The sequence below is a fragment of the Bacillus sp. SCT118 genome, from assembly GCF_058566435.1.
Genome location: NZ_CP191225.1, coordinates 643,040 through 666,850 on the forward strand (window position 1 = coordinate 643,040; position 23,811 = coordinate 666,850).

General features: G+C 44.6%; 24 protein-coding genes. 19 read left to right on the forward strand and 5 right to left on the reverse strand.

Annotated elements, in window-relative coordinates; genetic code table 11:
* Positions 1-13: 13 nt before the first annotated feature.
* From nagR to nagA, 3 genes are read right to left on the reverse strand one after another with little or no spacing between them, the layout of a single operon-like run.
* On the reverse strand, positions 14-745 hold the full coding sequence (gene nagR, locus ACQVGT_RS03195; RefSeq protein WP_015384761.1) for an N-acetylglucosamine utilization transcriptional regulator NagR: 732 nt from the start codon (positions 743-745) through the stop codon (positions 14-16).
* Positions 746-762: 17 nt separating this feature from the next.
* Positions 763-1,491: a glucosamine-6-phosphate deaminase gene (nagB, locus tag ACQVGT_RS03200; RefSeq protein ID WP_015483755.1), complete on the reverse strand. Its 729-nt coding sequence runs from the start codon at positions 1,489-1,491 to the stop codon at positions 763-765.
* The gene (nagA, locus tag ACQVGT_RS03205) at positions 1,488-2,678 is read right to left on the reverse strand and encodes an N-acetylglucosamine-6-phosphate deacetylase (protein WP_015483754.1); all 1,191 of its coding nucleotides are present in this window, start codon (positions 2,676-2,678) and stop codon (positions 1,488-1,490) included. Before nagA ends, nagB begins: the two co-directional genes overlap by 4 nt.
* Positions 2,679-2,859: 181 nt before the next feature.
* Here nagA and hprK point away from each other — a divergent pair, with 181 nt between their 5' ends.
* Genes hprK through ACQVGT_RS03230 form a run of 5 tightly spaced genes read left to right on the forward strand, consistent with a single transcriptional unit; the run spans position 2,860 to position 6,746 of the window.
* Positions 2,860-3,792, forward strand: a complete 933-nt coding sequence (hprK, locus tag ACQVGT_RS03210; protein ID WP_003228097.1) for an HPr(Ser) kinase/phosphatase — start codon at positions 2,860-2,862, stop codon at positions 3,790-3,792.
* A gap of 13 nt (positions 3,793-3,805) precedes the next feature.
* Complete coding sequence (gene lgt, locus ACQVGT_RS03215; protein ID WP_015384758.1) at positions 3,806-4,615, forward strand: prolipoprotein diacylglyceryl transferase; 810 nt, start codon at positions 3,806-3,808, stop codon at positions 4,613-4,615.
* A 23-nt stretch (positions 4,616-4,638) separates the two neighbouring features.
* On the forward strand, positions 4,639-5,577 hold the full coding sequence (locus ACQVGT_RS03220; RefSeq protein WP_015483753.1) for a nucleoside recognition domain-containing protein: 939 nt from the start codon (positions 4,639-4,641) through the stop codon (positions 5,575-5,577).
* The gene (ppaX, locus tag ACQVGT_RS03225) at positions 5,574-6,224 is read left to right on the forward strand and encodes a pyrophosphatase PpaX (protein ID WP_015483752.1); all 651 of its coding nucleotides are present in this window, start codon (positions 5,574-5,576) and stop codon (positions 6,222-6,224) included. The genes ACQVGT_RS03220 and ppaX overlap by 4 nt, the downstream gene beginning before the upstream one ends.
* A 3-nt stretch (positions 6,225-6,227) precedes the next feature.
* On the forward strand, positions 6,228-6,746 hold the full coding sequence (locus ACQVGT_RS03230; protein ID WP_015384756.1) for an acyltransferase: 519 nt from the start codon (positions 6,228-6,230) through the stop codon (positions 6,744-6,746).
* 19 nt (positions 6,747-6,765) lie between these two features.
* Here ACQVGT_RS03230 and pelC read toward each other — a convergent pair whose 3' ends face one another.
* Both pelC and ACQVGT_RS03240 read right to left on the reverse strand, forming a co-directional pair.
* Positions 6,766-7,431: a pectate/pectin lyase PelC gene (pelC, locus tag ACQVGT_RS03235; protein ID WP_041518072.1), complete on the reverse strand. Its 666-nt coding sequence runs from the start codon at positions 7,429-7,431 to the stop codon at positions 6,766-6,768.
* A 240-nt stretch (positions 7,432-7,671) separates the two neighbouring features.
* Positions 7,672-8,424, reverse strand: coding sequence for a C39 family peptidase (locus ACQVGT_RS03240; RefSeq protein WP_015483750.1), 753 nt, complete (start codon positions 8,422-8,424; stop codon positions 7,672-7,674).
* A gap of 250 nt (positions 8,425-8,674) precedes the next feature.
* Between ACQVGT_RS03240 and ACQVGT_RS03245 the strand changes: the two genes are divergently transcribed.
* From ACQVGT_RS03245 to cwlO, 14 genes are all read left to right on the forward strand, one after another.
* Positions 8,675-9,850, forward strand: coding sequence for an ATP phosphoribosyltransferase regulatory subunit (locus tag ACQVGT_RS03245; RefSeq protein WP_491798037.1), 1,176 nt, complete (start codon positions 8,675-8,677; stop codon positions 9,848-9,850).
* Positions 9,843-10,484 carry an ATP phosphoribosyltransferase gene (gene hisG / locus ACQVGT_RS03250; protein ID WP_015251138.1) on the forward strand — a complete coding sequence of 214 codons (642 nt, stop codon included), beginning with the start codon at positions 9,843-9,845 and terminating at the stop codon, positions 10,482-10,484. The genes ACQVGT_RS03245 and hisG overlap by 8 nt, the downstream gene beginning before the upstream one ends.
* The gene (hisD, locus tag ACQVGT_RS03255; protein ID WP_015384752.1) at positions 10,481-11,764 is read left to right on the forward strand and encodes a histidinol dehydrogenase; all 1,284 of its coding nucleotides are present in this window, start codon (positions 10,481-10,483) and stop codon (positions 11,762-11,764) included. Before hisG ends, hisD begins: the two co-directional genes overlap by 4 nt.
* Positions 11,761-12,345: an imidazoleglycerol-phosphate dehydratase HisB gene (gene hisB, locus ACQVGT_RS03260; RefSeq protein ID WP_015483749.1), complete on the forward strand. Its 585-nt coding sequence runs from the start codon at positions 11,761-11,763 to the stop codon at positions 12,343-12,345. The genes hisD and hisB overlap by 4 nt, the downstream gene beginning before the upstream one ends.
* Positions 12,346-12,984, forward strand: a complete 639-nt coding sequence (gene hisH, locus ACQVGT_RS03265; protein WP_015384751.1) for an imidazole glycerol phosphate synthase subunit HisH — start codon at positions 12,346-12,348, stop codon at positions 12,982-12,984.
* The gene (gene hisA, locus ACQVGT_RS03270) at positions 12,981-13,718 is read left to right on the forward strand and encodes a 1-(5-phosphoribosyl)-5-[(5-phosphoribosylamino)methylideneamino]imidazole-4-carboxamide isomerase (RefSeq protein ID WP_015384750.1); all 738 of its coding nucleotides are present in this window, start codon (positions 12,981-12,983) and stop codon (positions 13,716-13,718) included. The genes hisH and hisA overlap by 4 nt, the downstream gene beginning before the upstream one ends.
* Positions 13,715-14,473 carry an imidazole glycerol phosphate synthase subunit HisF gene (hisF, locus tag ACQVGT_RS03275; RefSeq protein ID WP_015384749.1) on the forward strand — a complete coding sequence of 253 codons (759 nt, stop codon included), beginning with the start codon at positions 13,715-13,717 and terminating at the stop codon, positions 14,471-14,473. The genes hisA and hisF overlap by 4 nt, the downstream gene beginning before the upstream one ends.
* Positions 14,470-15,099: a bifunctional phosphoribosyl-AMP cyclohydrolase/phosphoribosyl-ATP diphosphatase HisIE gene (gene hisIE / locus ACQVGT_RS03280; protein ID WP_015483748.1), complete on the forward strand. Its 630-nt coding sequence runs from the start codon at positions 14,470-14,472 to the stop codon at positions 15,097-15,099. Before hisF ends, hisIE begins: the two co-directional genes overlap by 4 nt.
* Before the next feature lie 245 nt (positions 15,100-15,344).
* A complete protein-coding gene (gene yvcA / locus ACQVGT_RS03285; protein ID WP_015384747.1) occupies positions 15,345-16,082 on the forward strand; it encodes a lipoprotein YvcA in 738 nt (245 codons plus the stop codon).
* Between the two features lie 36 nt (positions 16,083-16,118).
* A complete protein-coding gene (locus ACQVGT_RS03290; protein ID WP_046340269.1) occupies positions 16,119-17,975 on the forward strand; it encodes a DUF6792 domain-containing protein in 1,857 nt (618 codons plus the stop codon).
* Between the two features lie 14 nt (positions 17,976-17,989).
* Positions 17,990-18,349, forward strand: coding sequence for a hypothetical protein (locus ACQVGT_RS03295; protein ID WP_015384745.1), 360 nt, complete (start codon positions 17,990-17,992; stop codon positions 18,347-18,349).
* A gap of 164 nt (positions 18,350-18,513) precedes the next feature.
* On the forward strand, positions 18,514-20,283 hold the full coding sequence (bmrA, locus tag ACQVGT_RS03300; RefSeq protein WP_015384744.1) for a multidrug resistance ABC transporter ATP-binding protein/permease BmrA: 1,770 nt from the start codon (positions 18,514-18,516) through the stop codon (positions 20,281-20,283).
* Positions 20,284-20,408: 125 nt separating this feature from the next.
* Positions 20,409-21,863, forward strand: a complete 1,455-nt coding sequence (locus ACQVGT_RS03305; protein ID WP_015384743.1) for a tetratricopeptide repeat protein — start codon at positions 20,409-20,411, stop codon at positions 21,861-21,863.
* A gap of 380 nt (positions 21,864-22,243) precedes the next feature.
* Positions 22,244-23,653, forward strand: coding sequence for a peptidoglycan DL-endopeptidase CwlO (cwlO, locus tag ACQVGT_RS03310; RefSeq protein ID WP_015483746.1), 1,410 nt, complete (start codon positions 22,244-22,246; stop codon positions 23,651-23,653).
* Positions 23,654-23,811 lie beyond the last annotated feature (158 nt).

The window sequence follows — 23,811 nt, forward strand, 5'->3', positions numbered from 1 at the left end:
TTGGAGGCTTTTTTTATGAAAGACGATCCATATAGTGGACAAATGTATAACGGTCGCCTCTGTATACGGATTTTGCATGCTCAAAAGCAGTTCCGTTCTGCAGATATGTTGTTCGTTTGATTAATAGGACCGGCGCTCCCTTTTGAATACCAAGAATGTTCGCTTCTTCCGTGGTGGCAGCGCTTGGCTCAAGCTCCTGTTTTGCACGGGAAATCGGTATGCTGTTGTACCTTTCAATATGATCATAGATCGACGACTGAAAATGCGATTCGTTTAATTCACCCGCAAGCTCAAACGGAATATGTGAGGACTCAATCGCCATTGGAATATCATTTGCCAGCCGCACCCGAGTGATTTTATGGATAGAGGAGGGGTGCCCGCAGCCTAATATAGCCGCGAGCTCCTCAGTTGAATCAATAAGCTGATAATCAATGAGCCTGCTGCCCGGTGTCATCCCGCGGCTTTTCATATCCTCGGTAAAGCTTGTCAGCCCTTGAAGTGCTTGTTCCATTTTTGGCTTGCTGACAAAGGTGCCCCGCCCTTTCAGGCGATAGAGCAAGCCTTCATTAACTAAATTAGAAAGCGCCTGGCGAACTGTCATCCGGCTGATCCCGAATTGTTCGGCATATTCGCGCTCCGAAGGAAGAGGCATATCCGGCTGCAGCTCTCCGCTCTTAATTTGTTTTTTTAATTGCTCCATAATCTGATAATAAATTGGAATAGGCGATTGTTTATTGATATTCATAAGTCAGCATGTTCCTTTCAAGGTCTTAATGACGCGGCTTCACGATCAATCAAAACCGTAACATCGGAATGCAGGTGCAAAGCAGATGCGGGAAAATCTTCGCTTATGTTTCCTTCTAACAGCTTACGAACAGCTTCCGCTTTGCTTTTTCCAGAAATAAGCAGCAGAATGCGCTTGCTTGAGAGTATCGTTTGAATTCCCATTGTGAGCGCTTTTTTCGGCACGCTGTCTATAGAAGGAAAATATCTGGCATTCGCTTGGCGGGTTTGCTCATTTAATGTCACAACATGAGTTCGCGACTTGAAAGACGTTCCCGGTTCGTTAAAGCCGATGTGTCCGTTTCGGCCGATGCCGAGAACCTGAATGTCAGTGCCGCCGAGGGACTCGACTAGCTGTTCATACCGTCTGCATTCGGCTTCCAAATCGTCTGCATTTCCATTCGGAATAAAATGCCGGCTAGGCTTGCTGTCGATATGCTGAAATAAACGGTCATTCATATAGAAGTGATAGCTGTTCGGGTCATCGCTTGAAAGTCCGGCGTACTCATCCAAATTAACTGTAGTGACGTTTTGAAATGAGAGATTCTCAGTTTGGTGCAGGCGGATCAGCTCGCGATACGTGCCTTCCGGTGTGCCGCCCGTCGCTAACCCGAGAACGGCATCAGGTTTTTCTTTGATTGTATCTGCCGTTATTCTGGCTGCTTTTTGGCTTAGCTCTTCATATGTTTGACATTCCATTACTTTCATATCTGGTCAGCCTCCTTGGATATAAATGCAATGTTTCCGCGGCAAATGGTGAGAATCACCTCGCAATCACTGCTGACAATCACCAAATCTGCATCTTTTCCCACAGTCACACTGCCTTTTCGGTCAAAGATGCCCAGCTGTTTGGCCGCGTTTGCAGAAGTTATATTAGCTATATCCGTCCAAGAGCAATTTGTAAACTCACGCATATGCCGTGCGCCTTCGTTCATTTTGAGGATCGAACCGGCAAGGGTTCCGTCTGAAAGAAGAGCTGTTCGTCCTCTTACCGTCACACTTTGGCCGCCGAACTCATATACGCCGTCTTTCAGGCCTTTTGCCCTCATGGAATCGGTAATTAAAATGAGCTTGCTGCTGCCTTTCGCCAAAAAAGCAAGCTTTGCAGCTAAAGGATGGGAGTGAATGCCATCGGCGATAAGCTCTGTCACAAACCCATCATGGGCCAGCGCCGTTCCGATCACTCCGGGCTCTCGGTGATGAAACGGGCTCATCGCGTTGTACAGATGAGTCATATGGCTCGCCCCTGCTTTTGCGGCATCCGACAGCAATGCGGAATCGGCATCCGTGTGCCCCATGGACGCGATAATCGATTCGTCTTTCAAATGGCGGATCAGTTCAAAATGCTGATCCTCCTCCGGCGCAAGTGTAACAATTTTGATCAGTCCGCCCGCCTCCTGCTGCCACTTTTTGAAAAGCGCAACATCCGAAGGCCTAATCCACTCCTTTGGCTGTGCTCCGGCTCTTTTAGGCGAAACAAAGGGGCCCTCTAAATGAATGCCGAGCAGTTCTGAACCTAATAAAGAGGACTCTTCAGCCGCTTTCCACTCTCTTGCGTTCACCAAAGCTTGAGAAATGTTCCCATGTTCCTGGGTAATCGTTGTGGCTAAAAAGCTCGTCGTGCCTTCTTCGGGAAGTCTTGACGACATGATGTCGAGCGTGGAAAAGCTTGCATCCATCGTATCTGCGCCATAGCCGCCGTGGATATGAATGTCAATCATGCCGGGAAGCAAAACGGAATCCGCAGGTGCTTGAATCTCTTTTGAATATTGCTCCTTGGGCCGTTCTGCTGAAACTGTGCTGATTTTTCCGTCATTGATTCCGACATAGCCGTTTTTAATTACTTCATTTTCTGTCACGATCGCAATGTCTTTGATAAGAAGACTCTCTGCCATAGATGATCCGCCTTTCTGGAATTTGAATACCTTTATTTTACTCTTTTTCAGACTAGTGATCTAGACCAGCTGAGGTGTTTTCCCCCCTTTTATAAAATCTGTTTTAGGTTCAAGCCCGAAAGTGATAAAATGAAAGTATTGTGAGCAAGCTCGGGGCAGCCCGGAACAGGAGGAACATATCGTGGCAAAGGTTCGCACAAAAGACGTAATGGAACAGTTCAATTTGGAATTAATCAGCGGAGAAGAAGGAATTAACCGCCCGATTACAATGAGTGACCTATCAAGACCAGGCATTGAAATTGCCGGATATTTTACATATTACCCGAGAGAGCGCGTGCAGCTTCTCGGAAAAACAGAGCTTTCTTTCTTTGAACAGCTTCCTGAAGAGGAGAAAAAACAGCGAATGGATTCTCTGTGCACTGATGTAACACCAGCTATTATTCTTTCTAGAGATATGCCCATCCCGCAGGAGCTGATTGACGCCTCCGAGAAAAATGGGGTGCCTGTCCTCAGATCGCCGCTAAAAACGACAAGACTGTCAAGCCGTTTAACCAACTTCCTTGAGAGCAGGCTGGCGCCTACCACAGCAATTCATGGCGTTCTTGTCGATATATATGGTGTCGGCGTGCTGATCACAGGAAAAAGCGGCGTCGGAAAAAGCGAAACAGCGCTGGAGCTTGTGAAAAGAGGGCATCGCCTTGTTGCCGATGATTGCGTTGAAATACGGCAGGAGGATCAGGATACTCTTGTGGGAAACGCTCCGGAATTAATTGAGCACCTTCTTGAGATCAGGGGCCTTGGCATTATCAATGTGATGACGCTATTTGGCGCTGGCGCGGTCAGAAGCAATAAACGAATCACGATTGTCATGAATCTTGAACTCTGGGAGCAGGGCAAGCAATACGACCGGCTCGGACTTGAGGAAGAGACCATGAAAATCATTGATACAGAAATTACAAAACTGACGATTCCCGTCCGTCCAGGCCGAAATCTTGCAGTCATCATCGAAGTGGCAGCAATGAACTTCAGATTGAAGCGGATGGGGCTGAATGCCGCTGAACAATTTACCAACAAGCTGGCGGACGTCATTGAAGACGGTGAACAAGAAGAATAGGAGTTGGCGTTAAATGAATGAAGCGATAGAACCACTCAATCCGATAGCATTTCAGCTGGGGCCGTTAGCCGTCCATTGGTACGGAATCATTATCGGTCTCGGCGCTTTGCTCGGGCTGTGGATTGCGATGAGGGAAAGTGAAAAGCGGGGGCTGCAGAAAGATACGTTTATTGATCTTGTCCTGTTTGCCATTCCAATTGCGATTATTTGCGCACGAATTTATTACGTTGCCTTTGAATGGGATTATTATGCGGCACATCCGGGAGAAATCATTAAGATTTGGAAGGGCGGCATTGCCATCCATGGCGGATTAATCGGCGCCATTTTAACGGGTTATGTGTTTTCGAGAGTGAAAAACCTTTCGTTCTGGAAGCTTGCGGATATTGCCGCGCCCAGCATTTTGCTCGGCCAGGCGATCGGCCGCTGGGGGAACTTCATGAATCAGGAAGCGCACGGCGAGGCTGTCAGCAGAGCCTTTTTAGAAAACCTGCACCTGCCTGAATTTATCATCAATCAAATGTACATCAATGGGCAATATTATCATCCTACTTTTTTATATGAATCACTATGGAGTTTTGTCGGCGTCATTGTTTTACTGCTGCTGCGCAGAGCGAATTTGCGTAGAGGCGAGATGTTCTTGTTCTATATCATTTGGTATTCAATCGGAAGATACTTTATTGAAGGAATGCGGACTGACAGCTTAATGCTGACTGATTCACTTCGCATCGCTCAGGTGATTTCAATCGTATTGATTGTTTTGGCTGTGGCAGCCATCATCTTCAGACGCGTCAAGGGATACTCGAAGGAGCGGTACGCGGAGTAGACGTCAACAAAGGGGGATGAGGGATGAAGAAGATCTTTCTGGCCGGTCTTGCAGCAGGTCTTCAAACAACATGGACGCTCGGTAAAGTGATTTTCCCGGTAACGCTATTGGTCACTTTGCTTCAGCATACCCCTGTCATGGATTGGCTTGTACGGCTGATCACACCGGTAATGGGTCTCTTCGGGCTTTCTGGTGAAGCGGCCATTCCGCTTGTACTGGGAAATATGCTGAATCTGTATGCGGGAATTGCCGCGATTTTGACATTGGATTTGTCTGTAAAAGAAGTCTTTATTTTAGCTGTTATGCTTTCATTCTGTCATAACTTGATTATCGAATCGACAGTTGCCGCAAAGGTTGGTATCAGAATTGGCGTTATATTGGCGGTGCGCATCGGTTTGGCCGCTGTGTCAGCCATCGTCATCAACCTCATTTGGCATGGTGGACAGGAAACGGCGCAGTACGGTTTTATCGCTGCGAAGAGCGCGGCGCCAGACAGCTGGCTGGCAATGCTGGCAGAAGCCTTAACGAAAGCCGGACTTGGTGTTTTGCAGCTGGCGGCAATTGTCATACCGCTGATGATCATCATCCAGTTTTTAAGAGATTTAGGCTGGCTGCTTCGGTTCTCCAGGTGGCTGTCTCCGTTTACGCAGCTGCTTGGCATGAATAAAAATACGTCTATGACGATGGTGGCGGGACTGACGATTGGTCTGGCCTACGGAGCGGGTGTTATGATCAAAGCTGTTGAGGATGACGGCGTGAGCAGGCGGGATATGACATTGGCATTTATATTTCTCGTTGCCTGCCACGCGGTCGTAGAAGATACACTTGTCTTTATTCCGCTCGGCATACCGGTCTGGCCGCTTCTTTTGATTCGTGTCACCACAGCAGTTCTGCTGACAATGGCTATTGCGCACACGTGGAAAAAATGGAAACCCTCAGCGGTTGGAAAGGAAGCAATATGAGTGATAAACAAGTAACGACGATTCTGTTTGATTTAGACGGAACGCTTATTAATACGAATGAATTAATTATCGCGTCCTTTTTGCATACACTGGAGCATTATTATCCGAGCAAGTATAAACGAGAAGATGTCCTTGCATTTATCGGGCCGTCTCTTTTTGAAACTTTCTCCTCGATGGATCCTGAAAAATGCGATGATATGATCGCCATGTACAGAGCGTACAATCATGACATGCATGATTCACTCGTGACTGAATATGAAACGGTATATGAGACCCTGGATGCATTAAAAAAAGCCGGCTTTACATTAGGAATTGTGACAACAAAATTAAGAGATACTGTCAATATGGGCCTCAAGCTCACGGGAATCGGCGAATTCTTTGAAACAGTTGTCACCCTTGATGATGTGACGAATGCAAAGCCTGATCCCGAGCCTGTGCTGTTAGCGCTGAAACAGTTAGGAAGCAAGCCCGAGGAAGCCATTATGGTCGGAGATAATTACCACGATGTGCTGGCAGGCAAAAACGCCGGTACAAAAACGGCAGGAGTCGCATGGACGATTAAAGGGCCGGAAATGCTGGCGAAGCATGAGCCGGATTTTATGCTTGAGAAAATGAGTGATCTATTACAAATCGTTGGAGTGAAGTAATCTGTGAGAAAAACAGATCGTCATCCGGTCTCGGGGGCCAACTCACTGTGGCATGTCTATCAAACGGTACCTTTTTTAAAGGTCGTCAAAAATTTCATTGTCATTCAAATTGCGAGATATACGCCGTTTATAGGGATGAAAAACTGGCTGTACCGTACATTTCTGCGGATGAAGGTTGGAAAACATACATCCTTTGCCCTCATGGTGATGCCAGATATCATGTTTCCGGAAAAGATCTCAGTCGGAACAAATACAATCATCGGGTACAATACGACCATTCTGGCCCATGAGTATTTGATTCACGAATACCGGATCGGCAAAGTTCTGATCGGAGACGAAGTGATGATTGGTGCCAACACGACCATTCTGCCCGGGGTGAAAATAGGAGATGGCGCAGTTGTGTCCGCCGGAACGCTTGTCCATAAGGATGTGCCTGACGGGGCATTTGTCGGCGGAAATCCGATGAGGATCATCTATACGAAGGAAGAAATGCAAGAAAGATTGAAAAAGTCCGCTGAATAAAATCAACGGACTTTTTTGGTTAAAATTGAGTGTTGTTGTTTTCGTAAATATGCTGAACACCAATCCATTTTTGACCGACATTAGAGTAGCGTGTATTTGTCATTCTGACCGTGCTTGTTTTGCTGTCCGTCCGGAATATCGCTTCCTTCATGTTTGTGATGGTGCACTTGTCGATGATCACATCAACGTGGAAGGTTGAACCGCCAAGCTGTCTAATGAACTTCCCGCCATTGTCCGCCGTGAAGTTTTTCACTGTGAATGTACTGGCTTTATTGATTTGGAATATCTTATCTGACGCTTTTTGAGCAGAACCGCCGTCGATCGTCACTTTTCCTTCCTTCTTCACCGTTAACGCATCCTCACCAACATCTTCCCATTTCACATTCTGAATGTTAACGTTTCCATAAGTGTGTACACCATCAGCGGCAGGTGCACCAAGCACCACATTTTTCAGGGTTGCTCCATCCTCCACACGAAAAACAGGGTCTTGGTTTTCTGACTGGCTTCCGTCGCCTAATTCTTTCCCTGCCACAAACCGCTGTCCTTTCCCGTCATATGTTGTATTTTTTGGTACGATAATTGTTTCGTGCACCACTTTGTCTGCTGCAAAAACGGTTGATGGCTGAAACTGGCTGAACCCCATAACCAAACCGAACATAAATAGGATAGACACGAATTTTTTCAATGATAAATCCTCCTCGGATATCTTTCATTTTTTGCAAGAGAAGCGTCAGCGACTTGCACCGGCTTCTCTCACATAGATCGGGGCAAGGCTGAATCTGCTTTAATCATAAAAACAGACAGCCTGAAAGTAAAGACAATTTTGGGTGATAAATGGAAAATGAATCGATCTTACCGATTGAAACCAAAAGCATGAATATTGTCGTATTTGCTCAGGATAGAGCATAGTGAGGCTTTCAGGTGTTTACTTTTGAATAACCACGGCCTGGCTGCCCATTTGTTTCCACGCTTTTTCAAAGCTTGTTCTATCGGTTTTTCTGTTTTTATAGCCATACGGATCATTGAGATACACATATTTATCATCATATCCCGTAACGGCGACGCTGTGTTCGCTGTACGTAATTTCTATCGTTCCGTTTGGCGTTTTCCATGTCTGCATGTTGTCAACTGGCGTAAAGTTGGCTGTCGTAATAACCCAAACTGGATTGCCTTTTTCAAGCTGTTCATAAACAGCAGAAATGCTTTTTCCAGTCAGATCAGACACTTTGTCTCCCGCATAGGTTTTCGCCAGCTGATAGATCGGTCGATGGTAGACACCGAGACCAGGGCCATTCGCCATATCCCCGACAAATCCGTCATTCGGATCACCCTTTAATCCGCTGCTGTATGTCAAAGGCACTGTGGCAACCTGATTTGCCAGGGTGTTTTTTGTCACGTCGTATCCCGCGTAATTCAGCACCATCGCAAGGCTTGTTACTTCACAACCGTTATAGAGCCGGGGTGCGTCCATTTGATTGTAAAGGATGACATCCAGCGGTTTTGCGCTTCCCTTCAGCTCCTTTTTGCTGTTCGCAGCTGAGTCTGTATCGCTATCAGAAACCACTTTTTTAAGGCTGTTCAAAAAAGGAATATCTATATCTTTTGCATCTATTTTAAGTCCGAAAAAAATAACGCCTGAAAGAATCATCAGGACACATAGAGTTCGCAGTGTTTTCATCTTTATCTCCTTGTTCTCTATTTGATTTGTATTATAGCATGCCAAACATAAAGAATTTGAGATATTACGTACCTTTAATACATTATTCATGAATTTTTCATAATGAGGAGAAGGATATTTGAACTAAAAAAATCCTAACTGAAGTTAAGCGTTGATTTTCATTCTTTCATCTGCTAACATATTATCATATTAGCGAACTAAAGGATTCGGAATTTTCCTTCATAAGATAACAGCGGAGGTGCTCGGGTTGATGTTTATGTTTGAAAAACCGCACGGCATGAGAGATACACTGCCCGGTTTATACGAAACGAAAAAAAAGGTGAGACGATCGTTAACCGATTTGATTGATAAATGGGGATATCAATTTATGGAAACGCCGACACTGGAGTTTTACGATACCGTTGGCGTCCAGTCAGCAATTGAAGAGCAGCAGCTGTTTAAGCTACTTGATCAGGACGGCAAGACATTGGTGCTTCGCCCGGATATGACGGGGCCGATTGCAAGGGTGGCGGCATCAAAGCTTCTGAAACACGGTCATCCGCTAAGAGTCGGCTATGCGGCAAATGTATTCAGGGCTCAGGAGCGTGAAGGCGGACGTCCGGCTGAGTTCGAGCAGGTCGGAGTGGAGTTAATCGGTGACGGCACGACGAGCGCGGATGCGGAGGTCATTGCTTTAGTCGTCGGGGCATTGAAAAACGCTGGGCTGGCATCCTTTAAAATTGCCATCGGCCATGCCGGCATTGCGGATGCTTTGTTTGTTGAGGTGCTCGGGAACGTTGAACGAGCTGATGTGCTGCGGAGGTTCTTATATGAAAAGAACTACGTCGGTTACAGAGAGCATGTCAAGTCTCTCCCGCTTTCCTCCATTGATAAAAGCAGGCTGCTTGAGCTCCTTGAACTGCGGGGCGGTATAGAAGTATGCGGACGTGCCGAAGAAATCGTCGATTCTGCGCAAGGAAAAAGCGTGGTTGATGAGCTGAAGGCGCTGTGGGACATTCTTGAGGATTACGGATGTACGGAAAATGTCCGCCTGGATCTGAATATGGTCAGCCACATGAGCTATTACACAGGAATTTTATTTGAAGTGTACGCCGAGAATGTCGGTTTTGTCATTGGAAGCGGCGGCCGTTACAACAAGCTGCTGGGCCATTTTGATTCACCTGCACCGGCAACAGGCTTCGGGCTTCGGATCGACCGGCTGATTGAATCCCTTCATATGAAAGACGAACCTTGTGATATAGACGCTGTTATTTTCAGCAAAGAGCAGCGGGCGCAAGCCATCGCTTATGCGAATGAAGAACGCATGAAAGGGAACAAAGTGGTTCTTCAAGATTTATCGGGAATAGAAAATATCGACCAGATGACAAAATCTTTTGCAAACGTCACTTATTTTATCGGTGCCAGAAAGGAAGAGCAAAATGGGTAAGTTACTCACAATGGCGATGCCAAAGGGCCGGATATTTGAAGAAGCGGCAGGGCTGCTGAGGCAGGCAGGATACAGGCTGCCTGAGGAGTTTGAAGATTCGAGAAAACTGATCATCGATGTGCCGGAGGAAAATCTCCGTTTCATATTAGCGAAGCCGATGGACGTAACCACGTATGTGGAGCATGGCGTGGCAGACGTCGGAATTGCGGGCAAGGATGTCATGCTGGAGGAGGAACGCGATGTGTATGAGGTACTGGATTTAAAAATCAGCAAATGCCACTTAGCTGTCGCCGGACTTCCGAATACAGACTGGAGCGGCGTAGCGCCAAGAATCGCGACAAAGTATCCAAATGTGGCTTCCAGTTATTTCAGAGAGCAGGGAGAACAAGTCGAGATCATTAAGCTCAACGGTTCAATTGAACTGGCTCCGCTCATTGGGCTTGCAGATCGGATAGTGGACATTGTTTCCACAGGACAGACGCTGAAAGAAAATGGGCTTGTTGAAACGGAGCACATTTGTGACATTACCTCTCGCTTTATTGTCAATCCGGTTAGCTATCGCATGAAAGACGATGTGATTGACGAAATGGCATCCCGCCTATCTCTCGTTGTGGAAGGAGAGACGGCAAAATGAAGATCAAAACCATCAGCGGAACGGAACGGCTTTCTCTCAAGCGTTCCATCGATGCCGGAACGGAAGAGCAAAGAAAGACGGTCCGGTCCATTATTGAAGATGTTAAAGCAAACGGTGATCAGGCGGTTCGCAGCTACACGGCGAAATTTGACGGCATCGAAATAGACAGCCCGCTGGTCACAAAAGAAGAATTTGAGGAGGCATACACCTCACTGGATTCACGTCTTCTTCAGGTGATTAGGCAGGCAATCGAAAATATTAGGGAATATCACGAAAGACAGCTGCAATCCTCCTGGTTTTATCACAGAAAGGACGGCACAATGCTGGGGCAGAAAGTGACGGCGCTGGATTCCGCCGGTGTATATGTGCCGGGGGGAACGGCTGCATATCCTTCATCTGTTTTGATGAATGTCATTCCGGCGCTGACAGCGGGTGTGGATAGAATCGTTCTCGTCACGCCTCCGGGAAAAGACGGTCTGCTGTCTCCTGGAGTTTTGGTTGCTGCAGCCGAGCTGGGCATAAAAGACATTTACAAAATGGGCGGCGCTCAGGCGATTGCAGCGTTAGCATACGGAACAGAAACCATTGAGCCGGTGGATAAAATCACGGGTCCGGGCAACATTTATGTCGCGCTTGCCAAACGAGAAGTGTTCGGCGATGTCGATATCGATATGATTGCCGGACCTAGTGAAATCGTCGTGCTGGCTGATGAAACAGCGATTCCGAGCGAAATTGCAGCCGATCTGCTGTCACAGGCGGAACACGATAAGCTCAGCTCATGTGTGTTTGTCACAGATTCCATGGCGCTGGCCGAGGCGGTTTCAGCCGAGGTAAGTAAGCAGCTGAAAACCTTGCCGCGTAGAGAAATAGCGGAAGCTTCAGTGAGAGATTACGGTTGTATATATGTGGCGGAAACAATGGTGGAAGCGATTAATACTGTCAATACACTCGCGCCAGAGCATTTAGAAATCATCACACAGTCTCCGGAAGCTTTGCTTGGGAGTATCAAACATGCGGGTGCCATTTTCTTAGGCAGATACAGTCCCGAGCCTGTCGGTGATTATTTTGCCGGACCGAACCATGTGCTTCCGACAAACGGAACAGCCAGATTTTCAAGTCCATTAAACGTAACAGATTTTCAAAAGAAATCGAGCATTATTTCTTACAGTCAATCAGCCTTTGAAGAACATGCCGAAAGCATCGCGGCTTTTGCCAGACTGGAAGGGTTAGAAGCCCATGCCAGATCAATTGAAGCGAGAGAACGGAGGATTTCTAAATGAGAAAAGCGGAACGCGTCAGGAAAACAAACGAAACAGATATTGAGCTGGCATTTACAATAGACGGCGGGGGACAAGCGGATATCAAAACAGATGTGCCGTTTATGACACATATGTTGGATTTATTCACGAAACACGGGCAATTCGATCTTTCGATTAACGCAAAGGGCGATGTTGATATAGATGATCACCACACGACCGAAGACATCGGCATCTGCTTAGGGCAGGCGCTGCTCGAAGCCTTGGGTGATAAAAAGGGAATCAAACGCTACGGATCGGCGTTTGTACCGATGGATGAGGCACTTGCTCAAGTTGTGATTGATTTAAGCAACCGGCCGCACTTAGAAATGCGCGCTGATTTCCCGGCTGCTAAAGTCGGAACTTTTGATACGGAGCTTGTACATGAATTTTTGTGGAAGCTGGCGCTAGAAGCTCGAATGAACCTGCACGTCATCGTTCATTATGGCACAAATACCCACCACATGATTGAAGCCGTTTTTAAAGCGCTGGGACGCGCGCTTGATGAAGCGGCAACGATCGATCCGCGTGTTAAAGGAATACCGTCAACGAAAGGGATGCTGTAAATGATCGGCGTAATAGATTACGGAATGGGCAATTTATACAGTGTCTCAAAGGCGCTTGAGCGTGTCGGCGTACCGTATTTTGTTTCTGAAAAGCCGGAGGAGCTGAAAGAAGCTGATGCCTTCATTTTGCCGGGAGTCGGTTCATTTGGAGACGCGATGGACAATTTGCGCCACACGAAGCTTGATCAATTGATTCACGATATGGTCTCAGAGGGAAGGCTGCTTCTCGGGATCTGCCTTGGCATGCAGCTTTTATTTGAAGAAAGCGAAGAAAACGGCACCGCTTCAGGGCTCGGGCTGCTAAAAGGTAAAGCAGTCAGGCTAAAAGCAGAAGATGAAAAAGGAAACAAGCTGAAGGTTCCGCATATGGGCTGGAATCGTCTTTCCTTTCATAACGAATCTCCGCTGCTGTCTGAAACAGAACAAGGCTACGCTTACTTTGTTCATTCTTATTACATTGACGGGATGGAAGGGGATGCGCTTCTGGCAAGCGCCGATTATGGTGTGCGAGTGCCAGCAGTAGTCGGAAAAGGGAACGTCTTCGGCGCCCAATTTCACCCGGAAAAAAGCAGCACGGTCGGCATGTCTATTTTAACCCAATTTACGAAAATGGCAGCAGAACAGAAGGTGAAAAAATGAGTGCTTTTACATTATATCCGGCAATTGATATGAGAAACGGCAAATGTGTCCGCCTTGTTCAAGGGGATTATAATAAGGAAACGATATATGGCGATTCACCGTACGACATGGCTGAGTTATTTGCGAAAGAGGGTGCCGAATGGATCCATCTCGTTGATCTCGACGGAGCCAAAGAAGGGAAAAGAGTGAATGACCGCCATGTGATTGAGATTGCGCAAAAGCTGAACCTGAAAGTCGAAATCGGCGGCGGGATCCGTTCCGAAAAAGACGTCTATGAATATTTATCAGCAGGAGTCGATCGGGTGATCCTGGGAAGCTCAGCAGTTTCTAACCCTCCGTTTGTCAAAAAAATGCTGAAACAATATGGCGAGAAAATTGCAATCGGACTGGATGCGAGAAACGGCTTTGTTTCAACAGAGGGATGGCTGGAAACATCAACCCTTAAGGCAACTGAACTGGGCAAAGAGCTAGCCAATGAAGGAGCGGAAGTCTTTATTTTTACTGACATCGCGACAGACGGAATGCTGTCAGGCCCTAATGTTAAAAGCACGGTCGAGCTTGCGAAGGAAACGGGGAAATCGGTGATCGCTTCAGGCGGAGTCAGCTCCGTCACGGATCTCGAAGCCCTCGCCCGCTATGAGGCGGACGGCGTCTCTGGAGCGATCATCGGAAAAGCGCTGTATACCAATCAGTTTACGCTTTGTGAGGCGCTTGAAAGGGTGAAGCGCAAATGATCACAAAACGGATTATTCCATGCCTTGATGTCAAAGAAGGACGCGTTGTCAAAGGAATTCAATTTCTCGAATTGAAGGATGCCGGTGACCCAGTTGAACTCGCCGAAGTGTACGACCGGGAAGGTGCGGATGAACTTGTTTTTCTTGATATCTCCGCCTCGCATGAAGGACGAAAGACGATGGTTGACGTTGTGGAGCAGGTTGCCGCGAAGCTTGCCATTCCGTTTACAGTCGGCGGCGGCATCAATCAGCTCAGCGATATGAAAACGATACTGCGTGCCGGAGCGGACAAAGTGTCGGTGAACACGGCAGCTGTTCTCCGCCCTGAGCTGATTGCAGAAGGAGCCGAGTTTTTCGGTTCTCAATGCATCGTTCTTGCCATTGATGCCAAGTATGATAAAGAATCTGACACATATAAGGTCTATACGCACGGCGGCAGAAAGAAAACAGATTGGGAAGTCACCGCGTGGGCAAAAGAAGGCGTCAAACGCGGTGCAGGAGAAATATTGCTGACAAGCATGGACTCTGATGGTGAGAAAAAAGGCTTCGACCACACGCTGACAAAGCTTGTTTCCGAAGCTGTCCCCGTCCCTGTTATCGCTTCGGGAGGCGCGGGAAACGCACAGCATATGCTTGAGGCTTTTACAAAAGGAGAAGCCGATGCCGCGCTGGCCGCCTCAATTTTTCATTATAAAGAAACATCGATTAAAGAAGTGAAATCATACTTGAAAGAGTACGGGGTGAATGTGAGATGAAACAGGCAGATGAACTGCGTTTTAACGAGGAGGGATTAATTCCTGCCATCGTGCAGGATGCGGCAAGCAAAGAAGTGCTGACACTTGCGTATATGAACAAGGAATCGTACGAAAAAACGCTGGAAACGAAGGAAACATGGTTTTACAGCCGCTCACGCCAAGCGTTATGGCATAAAGGAGAAACCTCAGGGAACACGCAAGCCGTCAAAGGTATCCGGTATGACTGCGACCAGGACGCATTGATCGTACTTGTAGAGCCGTCCGGCCCGGCATGCCACACTGGCAGCTACAGCTGTTTTACGAAGGAACAAACAGAAGAACAGGCCGCAAGCCGATTCGACATCATGAACGAACTGGAGCGCGTGATCGCGGAACGCCAAGCGGAGATGCCTGAAGGAGCTTACACCACTTACCTTTTCCGTGAAGGCGTCGATAAGATTTTGAAAAAAGTCGGAGAAGAAGCATCCGAAGTCATCATCGCCGCGAAAAATCGGGACCGCGAGGAACTCAAATGGGAAGCGGCAGACCTGCTGTATCACCTGCTTGTCCTGCTCAGAGAACAAGCCCTGCCGCTGGATGATGTGCTTGACGTATTGAAAAAACGCCATTCTGGGAAAGAAGAGTAAAGAGCCGTATGATACGGCTCTTTTTGTTTTGTGAAAAAAGTAATAGGTATTTAGAGGTATATGAGGTGTTATACATGATTAGTTAATAAAAGGAGATCAAAACCGAGTCTCATTTCCTATTTATCCAAATTCCGCCATGATGTAACATGAAAAAGGATGAAATAATCATCCCTTAACCAGGTCAATAGAATTATTTTTGGTATAAAAATAGAATACTATTCTCACAAAACCCGTGGAGGTTCGTAATGAAAAAGATCATCTTTATTTGCTTCAGCTTATTACTTGCCCTGACAGGAGGATGCAGTATGAATGACAATGATAAAAACACCACAAATGACAATAAAACAGAAGCGGTAAAACCAAAAGACATGGATCCCAAGGATCTGCCTCAAGTACCTGCGTTTCAGGACGAGAAAACGAGAGAGTACATGGTGTCAACAAAAGAAGAGGAACCGGGGTATTATTTGCTGGAATCTAAGCTGAAAGGGTTTAGGATGCTGTTTCCGGAGGATGGGGAGTATCTCCCTGATTATTCTGCGTCAAATGGAGAAAATAGTGAATCAATTGGGTTTCAAAGCTATAATGAAAAATCAAATATTCTCTTAGATGCGCAAATAAGCTACTATAACAAATCTTCATTTATTAATGATCCAGAGACAATGCTGGACCAAATTAGTAATGAGAATGGTTACAAAGGAAATTTTAAGAAGCAACAAACTGACGGAAAAGTAGTTTACGCAGCAACAAAAAAAAGCAATTTTAAAAACAGTGATCGTAAATACAATTTTTCCTATCGTTATTTTGGATATATAAAATCCAATGAAGAAGAGTATCTAGGGATAGTATATTCTTTTATAGTCCGCTGTAAAAAAGATGATAAACCTTGTACTTTGGATGAAGCTCGAGCAAAAGAAAAAACTGATAAACTAATTAACTCTATAACCTTTTTAAGAAATAACAAGGAGGTTAGAGATGGAAAATAATATGTTTTCGGAAATGAAAATGTAAAGCTCCGTTTAATTAACTTAGAGTATGCCTATAAAGAAAAGTTTGCATCGAACAATCCGGAAAAAGTAAAAAAAGCCAAGGAAGAGTTTGAAACTGAAATACGGAGGATCTATAAAGAAGAAACTAACTCGGAGCTTCCTAAAGAAATAGAGATATATACTTCACACGAACTTATTCAAGAAAATAAGAACATAGATAAACGGATTAGAGATTCTGGTTATGATGGTACAGCGATTTATATAAAGGAAAAGAAAAATGATATAGAGCAGCTTCATATTATTTCTGAGGGGAGTGCTGATAACGCAGATTGGTCTTATAATTTCTTTGGTTTGTTTTTAGGTATTGATGATAACCAATACAGAGCTACGAGAGAATTTGTAAAGAATTCAAAGAAAAAAGCAGGTAATTCCGAGGAATTAAGAACATTTGCGCTAGGACATTCTCTTGCTAATAATAACCAAGTATTAGCTCAATTAATTGATGGAGAATTTGATGAAGTATATGGAGTGAATGGGGCACAAATAAGTATCGACCAACTTTTATTAGCTGATAGAAATTTGGTAGATTTTTTATTAAATAAATATGATCTTAGTCGTCAAGAGCTTAAAGAGCTTCCACGAGAACAGCTAAAAAAAGCAATCACCCAATACTACAATGACAAAGGCGTCACAGCAAACATCACCCAGCGTATTTCTAAAGATGACCCGCTTTATGGCGTCAGCGGAAAGGCCGATTTTATTACATTTGGCAATGTAAAGATGAAAGATACAAATACAGATGTCAAAGGAATCAGAAGTATTATAGATAAGATTCCTGATGAGGAAGTCCGTTCTATCCAAACTTTTTTACGAAAGTATTCGGATGAATATAAAAAAGGCGGGCTAAACGGATTTATCATGGCTTCGACCGGGATAGATGCAGAGCTTGTCGGCAGTATATTTAGTGCTGATGGAAATGTGGCGAAAGGGAAAATAGTGAAAGACCGGTTTGGTGATATACAGGTAATGGTTAAAAATATCGGGGAAAAAATGCCGGCCTTTATCAAATTCTTTCATACAATCTTGAATAATAGCGGAACAGTTGTGGATCAGCTTGAAGAGAATGGGTATATTGATGAGGCGCAAAGGAAGAGTATCGAAAAACAGTTAAAAATTGTTAATAGTAAGATAGGCGATATAGAAATTCAATATCAACAGTTAAAATACGCACTTTCTACTAATAATGTAGTTGCAATTGTTTATTATGTCTGTGAGTTAATAGGCAGTGTTAATGAATTAAAAGATGCATTTGAAACACTCGACACAGAAACAAAAGACGCACTAAAACTTATCGTCGACGGCCACAGTATCGTTCAAATGCTCAACGCCTTGTCAAAGGAAAAAGGCTTCAGCTATAAAGGCTCCGATATTTATTTTACAGGGAAGAGCGGCTCGGGAGAAACGATTCAAGTCAATCTCTCATCCGCTGTCAGAATCTATCAAAACGGTATGAAAATCGTTGAAGATATGGAAGATGCGATTTCTAAGTACCAGAAGGTTTACAGCCAGGAAATCGATGAAGACTTCATAGACAAAAAGCAGGCGATCATCACGGCTATTCATCATATGGAAGAAAACCCTTCGCATTATGCCTTCGATCTTCAATTCCGGCTTGCAGCTGGTTTCAGCCACACATTCGATAAATTGGAGAAAATCTCAGTTCATGAATCATTCCACACAGGTGCGCTTCCTGCTAATGATGGAATTGTTGCTGAATTAAAAAAACAGACAACAGAAAAAAGAGATTTTATCAAAAATATCCGCGAGAGTATTGAAAAGCTGTTTGAAAAAGAAGAAATGATTTCTCAGTTATTTGATTTTCAGCCTTAGGAGGAATATGAAGAGTGACTTCCTTATTTTCAGAAAGTGAAACAGAAATTGTATCAACGACCTATATGTTTCTTACCCAAGATGAAATGAAGGGGAAAGCGGGCACCCTCAATCAACCGATCAACGACTTTCTCAGCCTGACAAAAAAATTTGAGTCTTCATTAAAAGAGGAAATCAAAGGGCAAAAAGGGTTGATTGTAAAAAAAATAAAAAAAGAGCTTGAGTCTAAAAGCGAAAAACGAAAAGCCGCCCTTGAGATGATAAAAGAAGAACATACTGCAAAAGTTGATCGATACAAAATGATAATAGAAGACCTGCGACAGCAGGAGGTAACATTGACTTATAGAAAAAAGAAGCCTGTGAAAGATGTCTAACATAAAAATCTCCTATTCAAACAATGAGTGGGAGATTTTTATTTTGATCACCGCAAAAATATACTGAAAAAGTCTTTCTCCATTGATATGATTGAGAAAGAGTAAAAATCATCCTTTTGCTATACATTTCACCTTTCTGAACGCTGAAACAGGAGGAAAAATATATGCCAACCAAGAAACAAAAATCTAAAAGTAAATTGAAACCCTTTTTTGCCTTAGTAAGACGGACCAATCCTTCTTATGGAAAGCTTGCCTTTGCGCTGGTCCTCAGTATTGTGACCACACTGGTCAGCCTGCTCATACCATTATTAACAAAGCAGCTTGTCGATGGCTTTTCTATGTCAAATCTGTCAGGCACGCAAATCGGTTTGATCGCGCTTGTGTTTTTCGTTCAGGCCGGTTTAAGCGCTTATGCCACCTATGCGCTTAACTATAATGGACAAAAAATCATCTCCGGGCTGCGGGATTTATTATGGAAGAAATTAATTAAGCTTCCTGTCTCTTATTTCGACACAAATGCTTCCGGGGAAACAGTCAGCCGTGTAACGAATGATACGATGGTGGTCAAAGAACTGATTACAACCCATATCAGCGGGTTTATTACAGGCATCATTTCTGTCATTGGATCATTGACAATCTTGTTTATTATGAACTGGAAGCTGACACTGCTTGTGTTAGTGGTCGTTCCGCTGGCCGCTCTCATCTTGATGCCGATTGGCCGGAAGATGTTTTCTATCTCACGGGAAACACAAGATGAAACGGCTCGTTTTACAGGCCTGCTGAATCAAATTCTCCCGGAAATCAGACTCGTTAAGGCTTCAAATGCGGAGGATGTCGAATATGGACGCGGGAAGATGGGGATTTCCTCATTATTTAAGCTTGGAGTTCGTGAAGCCAAGGTTCAATCGCTTGTCGGCCCGCTTATTTCACTCGTGTTAATGGCAGCGCTAGTCGCAGTGATCGGATATGGCGGCATGCAGGTCTCATCAGGCGAGCTCACAGCCGGAGCGCTCGTGGCTTTTATTTTATATTTGTTTCAAATTATTATGCCGATGGGCCAGATTACAACGTTTTTCACACAGCTGCAAAAATCAATCGGTGCAACAGAACGAATGATTGAGATTTTGGCAGAGGAAGAGGAAGATACAGTGACAGGAAAACAAATTGAAAATGCGCATTTGCCTATCCAGCTTGATCGCGTGTCTTTTGAATATAAGCCTGATCAGCTGATTTTAAAAGAGGTCAGCGCTGTCATTGAAGCAGGTAAAGTCACAGCGATTGTCGGTCCGAGCGGCGGGGGGAAAACGACGCTGTTTAAGCTGCTTGAACGTTTTTATTCTCCGACTGCAGGGTCCATTCGGCTGGGGGACGAGCCGATTGATACTTATTCGCTTGAATCGTGGCGGGAGCACATCGGGTATGTATCGCAGGAAAGCCCGTTAATGTCCGGGACAATCAGAGAAAATATTTGCTACGGGTTAGAACGAGATGTGACGGATGCTGAGATCGAAAAAGCCGCGGAGATGGCATATGCGCTCAATTTTATAAAGGAGCTGCCGAATCAGTTTGATACAGAAGTGGGCGAACGCGGCATTATGCTGTCAGGCGGACAAAGGCAAAGAATCGCGATTGCGAGAGCGCTTCTCCGTAACCCAAGCATTCTTATGCTCGATGAAGCTACCTCAAGTCTCGACAGCCAATCTGAAAAATCAGTTCAGCAGGCGCTGGAGGTGCTGATGGAGGGCCGCACAACGATTGTTATCGCTCACCGATTATCTACCGTTGTAGATGCGGACCAGCTTTTGTTTGTTGAAAAAGGGGAAATTACCGGCCGTGGAACACACCATGAGTTAATGGCTTCCCATGGACTTTATCGGGATTTTGCTGAACAGCAGCTGAAAATGAATGCGGACTTAGAAAACAAAGCCGGGTAAATTCTGGTCGAATCAGCCAATAAAAAAGAGGAGGGATTTTCCCAATCCTTCCTTTTGAACTATTGAGGGGCTTACGATTTATGGTATACTACTGACGGTAATATTGTATAAAACGGAGGGTAGTTGTGGGAAAACACACTTCTGAACATAAAAATCACGCACAAATTGTCCAGCTGCTTCAAGATGGACAATATTTTTTTCATAAAGGCTTGAAAGCGTATAAAGAGCGCAATCTAAAACGGGCAAGCAAACTGATTCAGCGCGCGGTTCATTTGGAGCCGGAGGATTCAGAGATGCTTTCACAGCTTGCGGTCATTTATTCGGAAATGGGCCAGTATCAAGAGTCGAACGATCTTCTTGACTATATCATGGCAAATCTGGAGGCCGAAATGCCGGAGTGCCATTACTTTAAAGCGAATAACTTTGCCCATCTGGGGCTCTTCCAGGAAGCTTATAAAGAAGCGGCCGCTTATTCTGATGCGGACCCGGATGGTGAATTCGCCGAAGAAAACGATAGTCTGCTTGATTTGCTCGATTTAGGAGACGACGGCATTGAGGATTCGTTGTATGACCAGGATGAACTGCTGGTGAAACAGGATCGGGCAAAGTCATTGCTGGAAAGCGGCCAGCTTGCTGAAGCGGTTGCGGCGCTTGAGGAAATCACAGCTGAATATCCGGAGCTTTGGTCAGCATACAACAATCTCGCGCTTGCCTACTTCTATTCAGGAAACGTTGTAAAAGCGAAGCAAACCGCTTATGAAGTGCTTTCTCATAATGAAGGAAATCTTCACGCCTTATGCAATCTTCTCGTTTTCTACTATTATGAAAGAGAAGATGAAAAAGTGGCGGAATTGAGTGATCAGCTCTCCAATGTCTATCCGATGCTAATGGAGCAGCGTTATAAATTGGGTGCTACTTTGGCGCTTGTCGGCCGCTACGAGATCGGATATAAATGGCTCAAATCATTATATAAAACCGGCTTTGAAGGTGACGACACCTTCTTTTACTGGCTTTCCTGCTCTGCTTATTTTACGGGACATACCGACTTTGCCGAGACGATCTGGAGAAAAGTCGAGTCGCAATATCCCGGCGAAGACCGCCCGGCGCCTTGGATAGAGCGGAGGGAAGCTCTTCCTTCATCTGTGGAGCAGCGTCTCGCAGCCTATTATATCAGCAGCACAAAGGGAGAAACGGAGCATCTTGAAGCGGTGATACGCTCAAAGAGAATCACCGCTTCTTTTGAAAATCATTTTGTAAAGCTGCTTCTAAATGGAGATTCTGGGGCTGCTGACGTTTCAGAGGATGCACTTTTCGCCTATCAAACGGTCAAACTATTAGAGCAAGCTGAAAAAGAAGAGATGAAAACAGAAGTCATGAGCTGCTGGGTTTTCCATGTCATCCAGCAAATTCGTGCAGCCGCTCCGTTGAAGAATGAGAAAGGCTGGGCAGCAGCCATCTGTTATATTTGGAAAGAAGCCCATGGCAAGCAAGACACGAAAAAAGACACAGCGGCCCGATTCGGCATCTCTCCGGCAACTTTGACGAAATATATGAAATATATTGATGATATTCTAGAATAGTAAATTTTAAAGAGTCGATTTATTTAATCGACTCTTTTTTTGTTTGATAGATTATATTAAGAAAATAATATCGACAGTTTTTTTACACGCTTAAGAAAAATGACAAATGATGTGTGACTTGACATCTGTTTGAAACATAAATGTAATAAAATTTATCGCTAATTTGTCGAAACTTGATGGTATAATGATTCTCGTACATAAGGAATTAGTGTTTTTTACATATGATGTGAAATAAACGCTATACAACCAGAATAAGAGATGCACAGAATAATTAACCATAAACAACCATCATTCCTCGTAGAGTATGAGGAACGAAACTTGATGTTCAAAATACGATTCCAAATGAGGACAGGTTCACAGTAAAAGGGAGGATATAAAAAGTGAGAAAGAGTTTAATTACACTTGGTTTGGCTTCCGTCATCGGGACAAGCAGTTTTTTGATCCCATTTACAAGTAAAACTGCATCGGCGGAAACATTAGATGAAAAGAAACAAAAAATCGAAAGCAAGCAATCTGAGGTTGCTTCCAGCATTGAAGCGAAGGAAAAAGAATTAACTGAGCTTCAGGAAAATCAATCAAAGATTGAAAAAGAACTGAAAGACATTAACGATAAGGCGCTTGATACAAGCAACAAGATCGAAGATAAAAAAGAAGAAAATGATAAAACAAAAGAAGAAATCAAAAAACTGAAAAAAGAGATTAAAGAAACAGAAGCACGTATCGAAAAACGCAATGAAATCCTGAAAAAACGCGTTCGTTCTTTACAGGAAAGCGGCGGATCTCAAGGATACATAGATGTTCTTTTAGGATCAACAAGCTTTGGTGACTTTATCTCTCGTGCGACTGCGGTTTCATCTATTGTGGATGCAGACAAAGATTTAATCAAACAGCAAGAGCAGGATAAAGCGAAGCTCGAAGATTCTGAAGCGGATTTGAATGACAAGCTGAAAGAAGTTCAAGCTGCATTGGCTAAATTAGAAACAATGCAAAAAGACCTTGATAAACAGCTTAATGAAAAAGACAAGCTTTTCGACGAAGCAAAAGCAAGCCAAAAGAAAACGGCTAAAGCGATTTCTGAATTGAAATCAGAGGCGTCTGAACTTGCAAATCAAAAAGCAAATACTGAAGCTGAACAAGCACGCATCAAAAAAGAACAAGAAGCAGCGGCTGCTTTGATCAAAAAGCAGGAAGAAGCACAAAAAGCATCTGATGAAACACAAACAGATGACAGCCAAACGGCTACAACTGAATCAGCAAAAGCAAGCTCATCTGATGATTCTTCAGACAATTCTTCTAACGGTTCATCAAACAGCTCGTCTAACGGCTCATCTTCTAAGAAGAGCAGCGGCTCAAACAGCAATTCAGGCGGCACTGTTATCAGCAACTCTGGCGGAATTGAAGGCGCGATCAGCGTTGGTTCAAGCATTGTAGGACAATCTCCATACAAGTTTGGCGGCGGACGCACTCAGTCTGATATCAACAACCGTATTTTTGACTGCTCATCATTCGTACGCTGGGCATACGCTTCTGCAGGTGTTAACCTTGGACCTGTCGGCGGAACAACAACTGATACGTTAGTTGGCAGAGGACAAGCTGTCAGCGCGTCCGAAATGAAACGCGGAGACCTTGTGTTCTTTGACACTTACAAAACGAATGGACACGTAGGAATCTACTTAGGTAACGGTACATTCCTAAACGACAATACATCTCATGGTGTATCTGTTGACTCTATGAGCAATCCTTACTGGAAAAAAGCATTTAAAGGCGTTGTAAGACGTGTTGTTCAATAATAAATATGACAAGGGCCTTCTATAAACAGAAGGCTCTTTCTTTATTAACATATACCCTTTTCGAATACATTTAATCGTGTTGAGCAAAAAAATAGCGTATCACCATGAGATTTTATAGGATATGGGTAAGGAATACGTTTGATGGGGATTCTTATCTT

Excerpts from the sequence above, each read along its gene's own strand:
- nagR (WP_015384761.1), bottom strand. The coding sequence starts at position 745 with ATGAATATCAATAAACAATCGCCTATTCCAATTTATTATCAGATTATG.
- nagB (WP_015483755.1), bottom strand. The coding sequence starts at position 1,491 with ATGAAAGTAATGGAATGTCAAACATATGAAGAGCTAAGCCAAAAAGCA.
- nagA (WP_015483754.1), bottom strand. The coding sequence starts at position 2,678 with ATGGCAGAGAGTCTTCTTATCAAAGACATTGCGATCGTGACAGAAAAT.
- lgt (WP_015384758.1), top strand. The coding sequence starts at position 3,806 with ATGAATGAAGCGATAGAACCACTCAATCCGATAGCATTTCAGCTGGGG.
- ACQVGT_RS03220 (WP_015483753.1), top strand. The coding sequence starts at position 4,639 with ATGAAGAAGATCTTTCTGGCCGGTCTTGCAGCAGGTCTTCAAACAACA.
- ppaX (WP_015483752.1), top strand. The coding sequence starts at position 5,574 with ATGAGTGATAAACAAGTAACGACGATTCTGTTTGATTTAGACGGAACG.
- ACQVGT_RS03240 (WP_015483750.1), bottom strand. The coding sequence starts at position 8,424 with ATGAAAACACTGCGAACTCTATGTGTCCTGATGATTCTTTCAGGCGTT.
- ACQVGT_RS03245 (WP_491798037.1), top strand. The coding sequence starts at position 8,675 with ATGTTTATGTTTGAAAAACCGCACGGCATGAGAGATACACTGCCCGGT.
- hisG (WP_015251138.1), top strand. The coding sequence starts at position 9,843 with ATGGGTAAGTTACTCACAATGGCGATGCCAAAGGGCCGGATATTTGAA.
- hisD (WP_015384752.1), top strand. The coding sequence starts at position 10,481 with ATGAAGATCAAAACCATCAGCGGAACGGAACGGCTTTCTCTCAAGCGT.
- hisB (WP_015483749.1), top strand. The coding sequence starts at position 11,761 with ATGAGAAAAGCGGAACGCGTCAGGAAAACAAACGAAACAGATATTGAG.
- hisH (WP_015384751.1), top strand. The coding sequence starts at position 12,346 with ATGATCGGCGTAATAGATTACGGAATGGGCAATTTATACAGTGTCTCA.
- hisA (WP_015384750.1), top strand. The coding sequence starts at position 12,981 with ATGAGTGCTTTTACATTATATCCGGCAATTGATATGAGAAACGGCAAA.
- hisF (WP_015384749.1), top strand. The coding sequence starts at position 13,715 with ATGATCACAAAACGGATTATTCCATGCCTTGATGTCAAAGAAGGACGC.
- hisIE (WP_015483748.1), top strand. The coding sequence starts at position 14,470 with ATGAAACAGGCAGATGAACTGCGTTTTAACGAGGAGGGATTAATTCCT.
- yvcA (WP_015384747.1), top strand. The coding sequence starts at position 15,345 with ATGAAAAAGATCATCTTTATTTGCTTCAGCTTATTACTTGCCCTGACA.
- bmrA (WP_015384744.1), top strand. The coding sequence starts at position 18,514 with ATGCCAACCAAGAAACAAAAATCTAAAAGTAAATTGAAACCCTTTTTT.